The organism is Lewinellaceae bacterium (assembly GCA_020636105.1).
GTDB lineage: Bacteria > Bacteroidota > Bacteroidia > Chitinophagales > Saprospiraceae > BCD1.
Genome location: JACJYL010000002.1, coordinates 1,200,969 through 1,216,276 on the forward strand (window position 1 = coordinate 1,200,969; position 15,308 = coordinate 1,216,276).

The 15,308-nt window shown below is 35.4% G+C and carries 14 protein-coding genes; 6 read left to right on the forward strand and 8 right to left on the reverse strand.

All coding sequences use genetic code 11. The features are described from left to right. Positions 1 to 190 precede the first annotated feature (190 nt). The 4 genes from H6571_21805 to H6571_21820 all read left to right on the forward strand — a co-directional run bounded on the left by H6571_21805 (position 191) and on the right by H6571_21820 (position 5,590). Entirely contained in the window at positions 191 to 1,948 is a 1,758-nt protein-coding gene (locus H6571_21805; protein MCB9326388.1) for a hypothetical protein, read from the forward strand. 619 nt (positions 1,949 to 2,567) lie between these two features. Then, positions 2,568 to 4,103 carry a type IV secretory system conjugative DNA transfer family protein gene (locus H6571_21810; GenBank protein ID MCB9326389.1) on the forward strand — a complete coding sequence of 512 codons (1,536 nt, stop codon included), beginning with the start codon at positions 2,568 to 2,570 and terminating at the stop codon, positions 4,101 to 4,103. Between the two features lie 19 nt (positions 4,104 to 4,122). Beyond that, on the forward strand, positions 4,123 to 4,758 hold the full coding sequence (locus H6571_21815; protein ID MCB9326390.1) for a hypothetical protein: 636 nt from the start codon (positions 4,123 to 4,125) through the stop codon (positions 4,756 to 4,758). Next, a complete protein-coding gene (locus H6571_21820; protein ID MCB9326391.1) occupies positions 4,739 to 5,590 on the forward strand; it encodes a relaxase/mobilization nuclease domain-containing protein in 852 nt (283 codons plus the stop codon). The genes H6571_21815 and H6571_21820 overlap by 20 nt, the downstream gene beginning before the upstream one ends. Before the next feature lie 252 nt (positions 5,591 to 5,842). Here H6571_21820 and H6571_21825 read toward each other — a convergent pair whose 3' ends face one another. Next, positions 5,843 to 6,106 carry a helix-turn-helix transcriptional regulator gene (locus H6571_21825; GenBank protein MCB9326392.1) on the reverse strand — a complete coding sequence of 88 codons (264 nt, stop codon included), beginning with the start codon at positions 6,104 to 6,106 and terminating at the stop codon, positions 5,843 to 5,845. A gap of 152 nt (positions 6,107 to 6,258) precedes the next feature. Between H6571_21825 and H6571_21830 the strand changes: the two genes are divergently transcribed. Further along, the gene (locus H6571_21830) at positions 6,259 to 6,810 is read left to right on the forward strand and encodes a hypothetical protein (GenBank protein ID MCB9326393.1); all 552 of its coding nucleotides are present in this window, start codon (positions 6,259 to 6,261) and stop codon (positions 6,808 to 6,810) included. A 17-nt stretch (positions 6,811 to 6,827) separates the two neighbouring features. Further along, complete coding sequence (locus H6571_21835; GenBank protein MCB9326394.1) at positions 6,828 to 7,124, forward strand: hypothetical protein; 297 nt, start codon at positions 6,828 to 6,830, stop codon at positions 7,122 to 7,124. An 11-nt stretch (positions 7,125 to 7,135) separates the two neighbouring features. Here H6571_21835 and H6571_21840 read toward each other — a convergent pair whose 3' ends face one another. From H6571_21840 to H6571_21870, 7 genes are all read right to left on the reverse strand, one after another. Further along, on the reverse strand, positions 7,136 to 7,633 hold the full coding sequence (locus H6571_21840; GenBank protein MCB9326395.1) for a hypothetical protein: 498 nt from the start codon (positions 7,631 to 7,633) through the stop codon (positions 7,136 to 7,138). A gap of 7 nt (positions 7,634 to 7,640) precedes the next feature. Continuing rightward, positions 7,641 to 7,901, reverse strand: coding sequence for a hypothetical protein (locus tag H6571_21845; protein MCB9326396.1), 261 nt, complete (start codon positions 7,899 to 7,901; stop codon positions 7,641 to 7,643). A gap of 1,220 nt (positions 7,902 to 9,121) precedes the next feature. Continuing rightward, positions 9,122 to 10,678: a hypothetical protein gene (locus tag H6571_21850; GenBank protein MCB9326397.1), complete on the reverse strand. Its 1,557-nt coding sequence runs from the start codon at positions 10,676 to 10,678 to the stop codon at positions 9,122 to 9,124. Then, the gene (locus tag H6571_21855) at positions 10,675 to 11,982 is read right to left on the reverse strand and encodes a DUF4365 domain-containing protein (GenBank protein ID MCB9326398.1); all 1,308 of its coding nucleotides are present in this window, start codon (positions 11,980 to 11,982) and stop codon (positions 10,675 to 10,677) included. Before H6571_21855 ends, H6571_21850 begins: the two co-directional genes overlap by 4 nt. A gap of 117 nt (positions 11,983 to 12,099) precedes the next feature. Next, complete coding sequence (locus H6571_21860) at positions 12,100 to 13,206, reverse strand: hypothetical protein (GenBank protein ID MCB9326399.1); 1,107 nt, start codon at positions 13,204 to 13,206, stop codon at positions 12,100 to 12,102. 684 nt (positions 13,207 to 13,890) lie between these two features. Further along, complete coding sequence (locus H6571_21865; GenBank protein MCB9326400.1) at positions 13,891 to 14,547, reverse strand: DUF3105 domain-containing protein; 657 nt, start codon at positions 14,545 to 14,547, stop codon at positions 13,891 to 13,893. Positions 14,548 to 14,583: 36 nt separating this feature from the next. Continuing rightward, positions 14,584 to 15,300: a thioredoxin domain-containing protein gene (locus tag H6571_21870; GenBank protein ID MCB9326401.1), complete on the reverse strand. Its 717-nt coding sequence runs from the start codon at positions 15,298 to 15,300 to the stop codon at positions 14,584 to 14,586. Positions 15,301 to 15,308: the final 8 nt, after the last annotated feature.

A 15,308-nucleotide genomic window follows, 5' to 3' on the forward strand; every position in this document is an offset into this window, starting at 1 on the left:
AATTTATGATCCGGTAGCTGAAAAAGTTCTGGAAGAACTGAAATTAAACATGCCGGAAATTGAAAGGCTTGCCAGGCAAAACGGAGCTATAGGTGTTCCCAGATTTGACCAGACTTCCCTTTCAGAAGTAGAATTGGGACTCAAATCCAAGTTCGAAGGACACCTCCGGGATTCCTTAAAAAGAATCTCTTTGGTCATTACCAATCTTCAAAATAGGTTAGAGGGGGTAAAAAGAACCGTAAATCTTTTTTCCGTTAGTCCGAATGATGCGATAGGAGCCATGCATGGATATGACAACTCGATTATTAATGAAATTCAAATAATCGAGCAGGAGTCAGAAGGGAAAGTACAGGTCTTGGAAACAAAGATAAATCGATTAGAATTGGAAAAAGGAAAGGATATAACCGAGAAAAACGTTACCGAGGATGCACTGAAGGAACGGCCCCGTAAAAAGTCCTGGTGGTCTATTTTTCTATATAACATATTTTTGGTGATCGCAACTTTCTTTGATATTTCAATAACATTTAAGAACATAGAAAATGCTGCTGAAATTCCACGTGCGGGAAGTTACATTGCTGCTTTTTCTATTGCTACCGGCATTGCCATTTCCGGTCATTTCTTCGGAAGGTCCATCAGGACTCGCAATATTACAGGGATGGTTCTATCCCTTTTGCCAGCAGTTACTATTCTTGCTATCATTTCCGTTCTTGCTTTTAAATATGGAAATGGACTCACGGCATTCTTAAACATCGGTATGTTTTTGGTGGTATCTGTTGTTGCCTACTTCTTTACTGAAAAAAAATCAGAATTGATCAAGAAGTATTTCGACGATGAAGCTGCCATTGAGAAATTGGAAAAACAAATAGCAGGAATTAATTTAAATATTGTCCGTATCAGAGATAAGGCAAACAAAAAGAAGTTGCAGTTAATCCGGAAATTACAGACAGAAGTTATGGACGAATATAATTCAATAAGCCGGGAACTTTCAGAATGGACTGCCTACCAGGTCAATGTAAAGGATCGTTTTATTGCTTTGTATCGCCAGCAGATTCATAAATACCGAAATGCAAATCAACATGAAAGGATGGATAAGAAGATCCCTGTAGTAAAAATTTGGGAGCAAAAAAACCAGATTCCTCCACTTTGCATATCTACTGCAGAAGATGATGTTGGGTATAGAGAAGAACAATTTTCAAAGAATGGTAAACCCACCCAATTCGATAACGGGATATTATCTCTCCTGCTTTTGGTTGTAATGCTATCTTTTGGAAGTTGTGTTGCTTTTGAGGCAAGCCAAGAACAGGATACGGCCATTTCCGTTTTAAATGATCAAACCGACATACAGGTTTTTGAACCATACAAAACTGTGGAGTTTATTTCCAATGTGGTCAGTTTGGATACAATGCACCTGTTTAGACCTTCTGTTTCGATTGAGATTTCAAACCTTAACGATAAATACACTAACCGAAAATGGAATATCACCCTTGAAAGGGGTGGGGATAGTTTTTCAGAAATTACCAAAGAAAGAATCTCAAAGCAGAAGGAGTTTTACGATCAAATGATTGAGGTCTTAAATCAAAGCAACCAATTTACAGGGGAACTCCCTCGATCGAGACTTTACAATTCGATATGCGAGACATTACAACGACTGGAGCAATCATCGGCTGAAAAGAAGATATGTCTGTTGTTCACTGACGGATTGGAAAATACCAGCCAAATATCTTTCTACAGTTACCGAAAAAAGCCTCAAAAGCTATTGGAAGATAAAGAAACAATCATCCAAAAGCTGGAAGCTCAGTGCGTGTTACCTGATTTGACAGGTATTGATATTTACATCATTCACCAACCAAAGCCTGAGGTGGATGAACTGTTCTATGTAACGAAACAATTCTGGAAAGATTACTTTGAAAGTTACGGAGCTGCAGTTCACTTTAAGGCTGAATTATGATTCACAATTAAAATCTGTAACCATGAATTCAGTTGAGCATTTCATTGTTCGGTTCCTTGACCGTATGGCGGTGTGGATATTCCGAATTTTAAATTCCGGTATTATCACCCGTGAATTAATCTTTGGCGTGTCTCTATTTGATCTCCTGGTTATCTGGGTGATGATTAAAATAATCCAGTGGTTATACAAACGTAGTAAGAAAAAGGGTGGTTTTTTCTTCTGACCTGAAAAAGTCAAACTGCTCCTGGGAGTTAATCCTGGGAGTAGTTTGCTATTCAAAAATTTGTCATAATGTTCCAGGTAATTTTATATTATCAATTTCCTCTGGCGTATCAATTCTTCGCACTATTCCTATTATATCTTATGGTGCGGTTTGTGTTTCAATTTATTGGCAACGCACCAAAGGGAGTGGAAGGAAGGTTTTTGAATCTTGGAAGCATAATATGGCGAACGGTTTCAAAAATCTTCTCATGGGTAGTTAAAAGGGTATTTTCCAGGGCCTATCGAATGTTGAAGTACATTCTTAGGTCAGACCGAATACGATGGTTTCTCCACAGGATAAAGATGAAAGTACATCAGATTAAATCTTACTTTTCCAAATCTTCATAAAAACGAACGCATGAACAGCGGCATCATAATTATTCTATCACTTATTCTGATTGCAGTAATATTGCTCTTCCTGTCCAGTTTCTTTTTTCCCATTGAATCTAATAACTCTAAAATACACGGAAGCGCCGAATTTACAAATAAGTCTTCCATGCGATATGGGAACAAAGGTTGGGTTATTGACGGGGACATGAAGGCCTTAAGTCGATCAGATTCCTATACCCACCTTTTAACACTCGCACCGACCGGATCTGGTAAGAGTACCCGGTTTTGTATACCTAATCTCCTCCGGTTGGATAATTGTTCCATCGTTTGCACAGACCCTAAAGGTGACCTTTACGAAAAGTGTGGTGATGCCCTTAGACAAAAAGGCTTTGATGTTCTTTTATTTGATGTTGACAATCCAACTTCTTCAAGCCACTTTAATCCCCTGCTTCGCTTAGAGGACGATGCAGATATCCAACACTTTGCTGGCTCCCTCATTGCTATCGAAAATAAGGCAGTTGAAGTACAGGCTATTTGGACGCTTGGCCCGGCAAGGTTACTTCAAGCGCTCATTACTTGTCTCAAAAACATTCCTGACAAACGGTTTTGTAATATGTCTGTCCTTATTCAACTTATGAAGTCTTTGAACACCGAAAAAATGCAGCGATTCGTTGAACTTTATGGTGACCTGGACACTAAAGAATGGTTCTCCGATTGGATAATTAAACCAGACAAAACCAGAGAAGGTCAGGTCATGTCTGCACAAGCGGCATTAACCCGATTTGATACTCAAAAAGTGAAGCTCTTGACTGCCGATGATTCCATTGACTTTTCTTCTCTTCGACGTAAAAAGACGGCAATTTTTTTAAAGGTACCCAGCGGAGATCCCGATAGACTCGGCACTATCATCTCAGTTTTCTACTCCCAATTATTTAGATTTCTTCTGTCCACCAAACTTTCCAAAAATGATTTGGGAATTATGATGATATTAGAGGAGTTTGGTAATCTTTCTGTGATCCCCAACTTTTCATCCGTTATTGCACTGATCAGGTCAAAGAAGGTCGGCTTGGCTCTTATTTGCCAAGATCTTCAACAGGTGTATAGTCTTTATAAAACAAAAGCTCATACCATAGTTAGTAATTGTAGCAGTATCCTCGCCTACCCCGGCATTAAAGACCCTACAACATTACGGTACCTCACTCAGCTTCTTGGTAAGGCAACAATTGAAATAAAGACAACCGGTCGGTCATCACACCTTATGGGAAGAAACCTCCTTAATCAGGACGAAATTCGCACACTGGAAAGTTGGGCTGGTATTTTCATTCATGGTAATTATTATGGAGAAAAAATCACAACTATTCCGATTTACCAGAACAAAGGAATGATGAAAAAATTTGGCTTACAATCAATAGATGGAAGTCTTATTCCACAAGAGATTATTAAACAACCGGAGGTAGAACTTTCTGAGGAGTTTACCCGGTTCCCATTAGAGAAGGAATTAGAAACCCAGACTGAAATTGACATAAAGAAAAAGTTAGACCAAATTTTAGAAGATGATCTATAAGTCTTGAGTCATGAAAAAAATGCCTACACTAAAGGAATTTCTTTACCAGGCTGGTGTCAACAAAGATACGCCTTCTGACAAGGTTCAATCTTTGAAAAAGCAGTATAGCAAAGCCTATCAAAAATGGTATCAACTTAAACGAAAAAAAGACACTCTCCGATATACCTTACGGTTTTCCAAAGCGGAATTTTCAGAGCTAAAGCGAATGGCTGCCAGATACGCCCCAACAGATTTGCCAACCATAGCAAAAAAGGTCAAGTTGGCTCCTTTCATCAAAAAAGCTGTTTTGACTTACCTGTCAAATCAATACCTTCCTCGCGATGAAATGCTGGTTAGAGCACTTGGAAAAGATATTAGAGCCATTGGAAATAATATTAACCAGGTAATCCAAAGCGTCCACCGGGCAAGGAGAAAAAACCAACTTTCCGGGACTTTTAGCGATGATGAATTCAATTCCCTCTACTCCAACTATTTTGCTCTACAGAGCCTTATTGGCGACCTTGAGAACAGGTTAAATAAATTCATGCAACAACCAACAAAAACCTTAAAGCAAGCTTTGGAAGAATCCCTCATTGATAGGCCTAACAAAATCGACCAGCTAGTTGACTACTTACTGACTTTAAAAAATCAAAGTAATGCCAGTAGTGAAAAGTAAAACTCGGAAGGATAATTCTTTTAAACAATTGGTTGAATACATTTCTGAAAAAGATAACTCTTTTAATCAGCTCCTTGGATATATTAATAAAGAAGAAGGTAAGAACTTACAGAGCCAAATCCTCCTCCATAATATCAGCGGTATCTCTGATAATGATATACCTGGGATCACCCAGGCTTTTCAGGAAAATGACTCTTTCCGCAGACAACGCAAAAACGGCGTTGTTCAATATCATGAGATCATTAGCTTTTCCCCTAAAGACCGTGAAGTCCTGGAAAAAGACCCTGGTATACTTTTAGACATGGCCAGAAAATACCTCGATTGGCGAGCGCCAAATTCTCTTGCAATAGCTCGCCCACATTTTGACACCAATCATATTCATATACACATTATGATTAGCGGGAATCAAAACATGAGTAAAGAAACCACCAGGGTGAGTCAGACAGAATTTAATCAAATAAAACAGAAGTTGCACGAGTATCAGCTTGAGCAATATCCTGAATTGGTTCACTCCATAATCGAAGAGCATAATGAACCAAAGCCTAAGTTGGAAAAAGACAGTAATACACAACTTGAAACTCAGGAAAAGGAAATGACATATTCAGTTGAAAATAATGCTGAACCGTTACCTGACCATGAAGATCCTAGTGTAGCTGAGTTGGCACTTGATATAAACGAGATGACTGAATTTGAACAAGAAGTTACTGATGATGTTTCGGAACCCGAACTAAGTCCTTATTGGGAACAAGACTCTATACCCAGCCCATACTGGGAAGAATTGGAAGAAGAACAATCAGAATCAGATGATGAACCAGACGACGATGAAGATTAATTCTTCTTTTCTTTTGCACAATAAATGGCTCCCTTTCTCCAAAACTATTCTATATGGTTTTTAGCACCGCAGGTCAAGAGCAATTTGGGCAGCAAAAAAGTTTTGCGTCCAAATTGCAATCTTGCAAATTGATTTTCTTTGAAATTATAGGGTATTAAGAATTTTTTCGATCAAGCCTATCGGACATTAATAACAATTCGATAAATGTCCGATAGATTCGGTTGGACTTTTTAAAACTAGTTTAAAGGCCAATTAATCCCTTTTGCCTCCCTTTTTAAAAGTAAATCCTTCGCTAAAAAACTCTACCGGATCAATTTCCATAGCACGAAGTAATTTTAGCAGACTGCTTAGACGCAAGTCACTTCCTTTTTCATAACGGCCATATTGTGCCCGGCCAATATTATGCTCGTAGGCAAACTGCTCATAATTGGTAAATCCCTTCTCCTGGCGGATTTTTTTCAAACGTTTGCCTAAATTATCGAGTTGTTCTTTGATGTATTTGTCATTATCATTCATATATACAAAGAAACATCTAATCCATGTCTTAAGGTACGTTGTTTTAGTTACACCTTTTTAGGTGGTTTTTGTTTTTATTTATATCTTTACAAACAATTTAGCTGAATGGTATTTGTTCTGTTATCTTTTTTATTAATCGATTTTATAGATAAATGACTGCTTCGCATCACTCCAATTCAATATTTAATATCCAATTTGATCCTGGGCGAAATAACAAAAGCCTGAACAACAGACCTTTGTTTTGGCTTTTGTTGTTCTGTGCTGTTTTCATTGGTTACTTGGTTTATGGTTCCCTTGGATATGATGATGTTGTGACCTCTGATCCAGACGGGAATCCAATCTTGGTTCCGGAGAGACAAGCCGAAATAGAAAGAAGGCAAAGGAAAAATTCAGAAGGAGCAGAGCAATATGTTCTTCGAGCTATTGTTCCAGGTTACCGAGAATGTTATCTTTGTCCAAAAGGTAAGGTTTGGCTTGAGGCGAATGAAATTGCTAAAATCGGTATTACTACGGATGGTCAAAGCAGATATTCTATTGAGTATTACGAAAAACATGGAGTATATTATGTAATGGAATATCGTGGAGATCTTACTTCTGCTAAAAATCGAGAGGTAGCCAGGTTGGGTGCCTATCCCCTTTTACCGGAAAACCAGAAACGGGAGAGAAGGCTTGTTTACCCTCCACTGAATTCAAAGCTTGATTAATAACAAATGACAATTTGATGGAATTTTTTGTAACAAAAATTGTAGATCAGCCAGTTGAAACTAAGGTCAACCTTGTGGAGATAAATGAATTACTGACAACTTTAGAATTACCTGAAATTTTAAAAAAATTCGAAAAAATAATTGTCACATTTGTTGCACGAGAGCCTGATGATTTTGAATTCGACACTTGGAATCGGAATGGAAAAATTTATCTAACTATCCCCCTGCCTTACGGGGAAATACTAAACCTGGAAACGGATAAGATTTCTGAAAAATGCATTTCGCTTTTTAAAAACCACGTCAAAAAATTGTGACAGGGAGAACCCTATTCATTCAAATAATACCAGGTCAGAGCAAGAGAAAGGGCATCAAATATGGCCATATTCCTATCCTCACTGGTCCATAGTTTTCTTGGCTTTGGAGACTTTTTTTCTAGTTCCTTGAATTCGGTAACCAGAAGTTGCGAAATTTCATATTTAGTTACCACTCCGAATTGTTCAAACACATCCCTTACCTGATCACGGGAGTATTGCACAACTGTAAGGTTTTTCTCAGTGGCATAGGTTACAATTTTTTTAATCAGTTGCTTTACGCGTTTCCCCGTCCTTGAAGTCTTACCCTTAGGATCTTGTACAATTAGAACAAGTGGTTGAAAATATTCAACGGATTTTTTAATTCTTTCCAAAACCTTTCTGTTACTTATCGGATTAATTCTGACAGATCCGAAATCTATTAATTTACGAGGATTTCCCATGTACACGAATCCAAAACCAGAACTATTTGGATAAACTGAGAACACTAAGTTGCTTTTATTTTTTTTCATAGTTAATTTAATGGGTTATTCTTTTAAATACTTGCTCAAGGAATGTGATTATTGAAGTATCCTTTGGAATGTTATCTCTCTTTTTTATCTCGCTGATTAATTGCTTGATCTGCTCTGAAAGTTTTGTTTTAATTATTTCAACCTGTGGTTCAAAGAATGATTCAACAGAAGTATCAAAGAGAAGATGATAGACAAGCAATAATTCGATACCTGGCGTTCTTTGTCCTTTCTCACATCTGGAAATGTTTGAATAACCTGGCAATTTCATCAAAAAAGCAATATCCGCTTGAGTGAGCGGAGAACGTTTACGATATAATCGAAGATAATTAAATAGATGGGGCATAAAAAATTGGGCACCAAGATTATTAATCCTGATGCCCTAAGTCTAAGCGTTTTAGATATCTTATCGTAGAGGGTATTTGTTGCCAATTTGGCAATTTTTTTCAGTGGTAGTATTACGTTTTGTGGGAATACTGTGAATTTGGAGCAGAACAAAAAGGAGAAATCATATTGATGTTGATTATTACCTTATAATACGATTATTATATCATCTTCAAACCGTTGTATACCCAGCACTTTGCGAATGAGAGAATCGCAAAGTGAAAATCAAAGGTACGAAGAAGTTTAGTGTGCCCAAGGTTCTTCATTTCTGTATATATCGATTCCTTGGGAGCCTTTTCTGTCGCCTTCTTCCTCATTGATTTTCCGGCCAAGAAAGAACTTCTTAACTGGCATCCCAAGGAGTATCTTGCCAATCACTTATAATTCCATTATCTCCACAAACCGGACATCGCCAGTCAATCCTATCCGAATTCAAATCCAGTATTGCTTGGATTTTCCCTTTGCATGGTTTTCGCTTGGGTCTGCGACGGCATGAGATATTACTGTTCAAATATTGTTCATCCTCAAATGAAGTAGCAAATGTGACTATTGATCCAAAATATTCCGCTAACCTCCTGGTAGGACGATTCATGGAACCGGTTGAGCCATCTTCGTTAAGATAATGTTGCATATTTGTGATCCAGGTCATATGAATTTTTTTGGTCGCTCAATTAAAATAATGAAGAACAAGTCAAAAGGAAAATTGATTGGATTTTATACTATTTTAGAACACAAAATAGTTTTTAGTTTTTCCCTTCTTCTGTGTCCAAAAACATTTCAAACCTTTTTTGAGTGAGAAAATCCAAATTCTCATCAGCTAATTTTTTATCAAGAAACACATTCTAAAGGGTAAATTGATCCTGATAAATTCCTGTCGAGATTAACTTTTGAAAAAACTCAGAAAATGAAAGCTTTTCCTTTAACAGACAGACTTTAATTTACACCCTCTTTTTTCTTTACCTATATAAATTATTCACTCTACCAGGTGAAATGTAATTTGATTTGAATTCAAAAACCTGAAAACTCCGTATTCTTTTTAGTTTTTTAATTTTCTGATTTGCTTTCTTATAGAATCAAATCTATCTATTTCTATACTCAGTGCAAATATCACATATAATAATAATATCTATTAGGTGGCTCTATATCTTCTGGTATATACTGGATTACTTCCCCAACTTTTTGAGAGAACGTCAAAGTTATTGGCAAACTACTATAATAGTTGCAGTTATTAAAATTAAGTTTTGATAATGCCAATATTTCTTCACAAACTTGACGGAGTGTAGACTCTCCAATAACATCTACCATGACCCCCATAGGAACATGTACTCCAGGGTAAGTTCTGTAATAAGGTATATATCCGGTTGTGTAAAGTATTCCTGAGTAATCATCTATTTTTAAAAGAGACCCTCTCAAAACAGGATAAATACCATTACTCCGAAGTAATTTAATCTTGGTAGACCGTATTGAGACTAGATCAACCTCGGCATCATCTCCTAATAATTCCTTAGCTCCATCAATAAACCCATTAGCTTCAGCAAATTCTTTGTTAATAAAGTCATCCCAAAAAGTGGTAGTTTTATGAACAACTATTCTTTTTGGCGTGTAACCATTTAGTTGCTTGTATGTATTTATAACCTTTTGAATAAGTTCTTTTGCATAAAGGTATGTTAAATGAGGAGCAGCTACTCTTGTTTTTTTAGTATTCCATTCAAATTGTCTACCAGTAATTACAATGCCTTTACCTTCTCTATTGAATGCTTGTGCAACACTTGATCTCATTAGATTATTCTCTGCATTCAGAACTTTATGAAAACTAACACCCACAAAAATCGACTCCTTATCTATTTGTGTTAATGCCCATGGAATGCAACCACCGGTCTTATAATACTGTGCTACACAAAAATTCCAAGCAATCATTGACAAATCTTGTTTCCCTTTTGTTTTACCTATTACCGTAGATTCAAGTAATAACTGAACAGGAAATAAGTTTTTGCTTCTTGCTATTATCTCTGCCTTTAGTTTTCTTCGAAGATTTATCCATTGTTTTCCATAAGGGATTGATGAAAATTTATTAAATACATCAGTCGGTATGACAAGAAGACAAACATCTGGTCTTACATCATAAAACTCTTCCAAGCGAAGATAAGCATTCACATATAAGTCAATTATTAATTCTACTTTCTCAACTTTTGTTTTATTAGACTTTAATATCTTTTTTAGTTCCTGATCTTTTACTGATATATTATTAGATTTATCATTTAGCAGTTCGCAGCGAAATATAGAGTCTTTGTTAAAGCCTGGAAAATCAGGATTAAGCTGTTTATTATAACGATAAGTTACTTGATCATCTAGTTGTAGATCATTAATAGTCAGGTATTCATCGTCTTCACTTGTCAGATTTTCAACTTCACCGTCGATTATCTCAACCTCATTATTAATCAATACTTCTTTAGTCGCTTCAATTGGATATTTAATCTTTTCCACCCAATCAACTACAGATTCAATATCAATTTTTCTTCCAATAATTGCATATTGAATTTCTGATTTATGGTTCTGATGGGAAAGAGAAAAGAATCCACTAATTGTCAGGCCTTTTTTAGGATCATCACAAAGAAAATCATCTGAAAACTCAATTAAAGGTTCTTCTAAATATTCAACTCTCATAGCAAGGTCATTTGATTAGGATCTCCATCGTAATCATCTCGAATACCAAAATCTACTGAAAAAGTCTTCGATTGATAAACTTGGATTTTTTCTTTTGGAAAATCAGCAATATATAATGCTTGGCCATTATTAGCCAAAAATTTAAAAATAAAGTGTATTTGATTAATCACTGATTGATTAAGTTCCCTAGCTGTCTGGTAGTTAGTAAGTTTAGTAATTAATCGTGGTTCCTCTAAAACTTTATGCCCGTCGCTAGTAAAAAGATATTTTGGATTAATTGCTACATAATACTCCTCATCAGAGTAAACATAATCCAATTGAAAACCTAGATGCCTAACATGCTTTACTCCATAATAATCTTGGCGTTGGGCTACAACCCGATTAGTACTCCTACCTTTTTTTGACCTATATTGTTCCGTTCTTTTATCCTGATTATCTGCTAATTTAAAGTAATACCTATTATATCTACGATTATATCCAATGTACTTTTGATAACAATAGTCTTTGATGTAAATATTGATTAATTGGGCTATAATTCGGCGATTATTGTCGTCTTTCATAAAGGACTTAAGAAAATGTTCAGTATTAGCATCCTTGTCAAGTATAACTCGCTCTTCAAACTCAGGGAAAGATATCAATTCGGCAAAAAAGAAGAGTTTGCCGTTTTTAATTACGAATGGTGGGATCGAATAGTTTTCCATCGCAGTAAATATATCCTTGGGGTTAGTAAATCTACTTTGATAACAATAAATGAATTTCGGAAGTCTAAAAAATCTGTAAAGATTTGAAAACAATTTCTCTTCGTGAGATGAATCAACACGGCTTTTAAAATATGAAGAAAATTTTTGCTCAAATAAATTATCACCAATTACGAGTTCGTTTTCAATTTTTGAAAATAATATTGGTTGTGTCTTCCTAGCTAAGTTTAAATCTTTTTTTGATATTTTTCTTGCAAATAATTTTTCTTCGTTAACAAAATATACAACCAGAACCACATCACAGTCATGGTCAGACCAATATTCAACATCGTCTTGCTTTGCAATGAACTCAAAACTAGTAACTGTTTCTTTCTGAATGTACCCTTTTTTATCAGTTGATTTGAGTTGAACCTTAATAATCTTGCCTGATACGGCCAGTTTGTTGTCATTAGTTCGGTAAGTAAACTCGACTTCTCCATCAATACCATAATCATTCTTTGTTTCCTCTCTCCATACCAGTAAGGGGGTATGGTTTAAACAATACCGTTCAAATGCATTAACACCTTTCGCACCTGTAATATGCGTTTCACTTACAATTTTCGCCATATGAAACAATCTAGTTGTCTATAAATAGATTTATTTTGTCAAAAGAGAAAATTTGGATAATTTCTATTTTATATGCCTTTTACAATCAATGATTAGTGAGTATATGCCTTCTTTTTTCTATGGGATTTCATCAATTAACTTAATTGCCCGTTCAAAACCTGTGAACATCATCTGATTATGATTTATTAAGTAACTAACAATTCCTTCTTTCTCCTCTTGCAATTTTTGTATTTCTCCCTCATCTTTAAAATGACCTTTATACTGCTCAAAATATCTACTTTCAAGTGCAGAATAATGAATAATTTCATTCCTTTTATTCAGTAAATCTTGAAATTCATTATCTTTAAAACCTTTCAACCAAATATAGTTTGTAGAAGCATGATATTGATTAGGCAATTTTTTGATAACAGTCCCAAAATAAACATTTTTGCCAGCAGTGATCACTCCAAAGCAATTATCGAGTAAATCTCCAATCTTGTCCCAGTAATTATAAAGAAGGCCTATTATTAACCCACTTGTCATGAAAAATCTCTTGTCAAATATGCTTGGGAAATATCTAAAAAAAGTTTGTCCTTTCCAATAAGTCTTACCGGATAAATAGTTTGTTATATATGGTTTATACATAATCAATTGACCGATCAAAAACCTTATATCTTGAGTTACCCTGGTTAAATCATCAAATGTATTAAAGTCATGAAATGGCTTTGGAAATGCATTTGTTCTTTGCTTTCTAGTAATTTCGGTAAAAATTGAAGAAAGACCTTTGTCGTCTATTTTTAATTCTAAGTTATCAAACCCAATCAAATCTTTTTCTTTGCAAGTTTCAATTACTTTATCATTGAATTCTTTAAGAAATTTTTTCTCTTCATTGTATATTGTAAAATTGAAATCGTGTTTGGTGAAATTCAATATTGCTTCCACCATCAATGTCTCTAAATATTCTTTCTCAACTAATATCCCCGTTTCTGAACTCTTAAACCAAATCCCTCCTTCAAGGGTAAAACTCCTAATATATTTATGAGTATAAATTCTATATGGCTCTTCAAATTCAATTAATTTTGCATTTCCGTGCCACGTAATACTCAAATTGTTCCTTTCGATAAGGTATTTTTCAAATGGAGAATACTTCTCTGTTAGGAACAACATATTCTGACTATTTAAATTAGTCAACAAAGTTCTTCTGATATATTCTAGCAAGGAATTTATTGCAGCTTCTGTATTCATTTTCTTTTTTTCAAGTGGAAACGAACAGTTTGTATGCATGCCCCCTCAATTCCTGAGGACAAAAACTCACCTTATGTATTTCGGTTATACCTATTCGAAAAAGTGACTTAAGGAATTTAATTGATAACTTAGGGTGAAATATTAATCTGGTAACGAGTAAAACTTAAAATATTTCAGTAAGATCGAATAATAAATAACAGGTCGGTTATCAACGAGGAGTAAATTTTCCATTGGTTTGGCTTTAGATAGTTAAACAATTATTTTCAGCCTTTTCCCTTTTTAAGAAAAAAGTTATGATATGCCCTAAGTTACTAAGTATTTTTCAGATATGTTAAAAATAATTATTCCTTTTTAATTTTCTTGAATTACGTAGTTCAAAACTCCCCTATACTAACAATTCTTCCAATCCTTCTTCTCCTAAGTTTTGTCTCTTTTCTTTTGAATAATTAGTTTTATTATATGCACTATTGTTCACCGATTTAGGTGAAGAATGTGCAAAGGTCAATATGCAGGTTTTACTTTTGAGATAATGAAAAAAGGACCCGTTCGATTCGAGACTGGCCCTTTTTTCTTAACCAATTTATTGATATTTTTAACGAGAGAGTCAAATTCTATTAAAATCGGACTTATCTCTCTAATTTTTATTTAACTACTTTGTAGAATACTGTCTTTTTGGAACTGATTTCACTTTGCAAACGGTTCTGGAGATTCATTTTTGTGAAGTTTTATATATGTGTAGATAGTGGATTCATCGTATTCCTGAAGTTCAAGCTTCCTACCCCAAGAAGCGAGTACTATAGGAGCATCATTCTCCTCCCTTGGGGAAAGTATTACGCTACCTAAATTTCTTAAGTAGATTCCCTCTAATAAAGCTACTGTTTCCTCATCCACCTCACTCGTATAACTAATCCATATATTTCCATGCTCAAGTCCATGAACAGCTTCTTCGTCCTTTAGTCCTTTTTTATAAAAGCCTGCCCCAGGCGCTTCCGCATAATGAGGTCCTGAAGTTGGAGGATTAGAATTATATTCAGCATGATCTTCCCTCGTTCCTATGTGTGTAACTGTTTGAATCGGAACTTTCTCGCCAAGCTCTTTCACATCTTCAAGTAAAGGCACTTCGACCTTTTCTATCTTGGGTGCTGTAACTATAGCCACGACTAGAGCAATCACACCTATCAAAACTACACCCCAAACGATTTTGGCAGTAGTGCTCATCTTTCCACCTACTACTTTTTCATTTGAAGTTTTGTCTTCTTTCTTTTTCTGTCTTTTTAATTCATATTGTTCTTTGGCTGACAAATCTGAAGACGTATTTTTGTTTTCTATATTTTCACTCATATTATTTTTTTATTGTTTTTGTATTATTTAATAAATTTATTCTAACGCTATATCAATTAATGCTTTTATACCGGCATAAGGTTGTGCTCCATTTATGGGATACTTCTCACCACTTTCTGTTACAATAATACTCCATGGTGTTCCTCTCCCTCCTGTCGCTAATGCATTATTTATGTCATCTTGAATATCTTGGTCATATCTACCACTAGATACACATTCATCTATTTTCTCTTGTGAAAGTCCGAGATTGCTAATTATTTCAGGGAGTACTACTGCTACGTCTGTCTGATTGTTCGAAGGTGTAACTGCGAAAAATGCATCGGCAAACACCCAGAAGGCATCATTACCTCCAATTTCAGCGACACACTCTGATGTAGCTGCTTCAAGTCGGGCTTTCTCTGGGTGAAGACTATCAAGTGGGAACTGCCTATATACCCAGGCAACATCTCCACTTTCACCATATTCATCCATTACTTGATTCATCGTACTATGAAAACGTTTACAAAAAGGACATTCAAAGTCTGAATACTCTATGATTTTTACTTTGGCATTAATATTTCCCTTTATATGATCCTTGCTAATTACTTCTGCGACCTGATCAAGCGAAGGGTCAGCTTGTACTTGGGCTGCATCGTTCACTCCTTGCTGTGATTGATCCGCTAAAGGGCCTGATCCTTTTGTTACTATTATAGCCAAAGCTATGACAACACCTGCTACTATTATCGCTATCGGTACACTCAATTTTTCTTTCATATAATTAT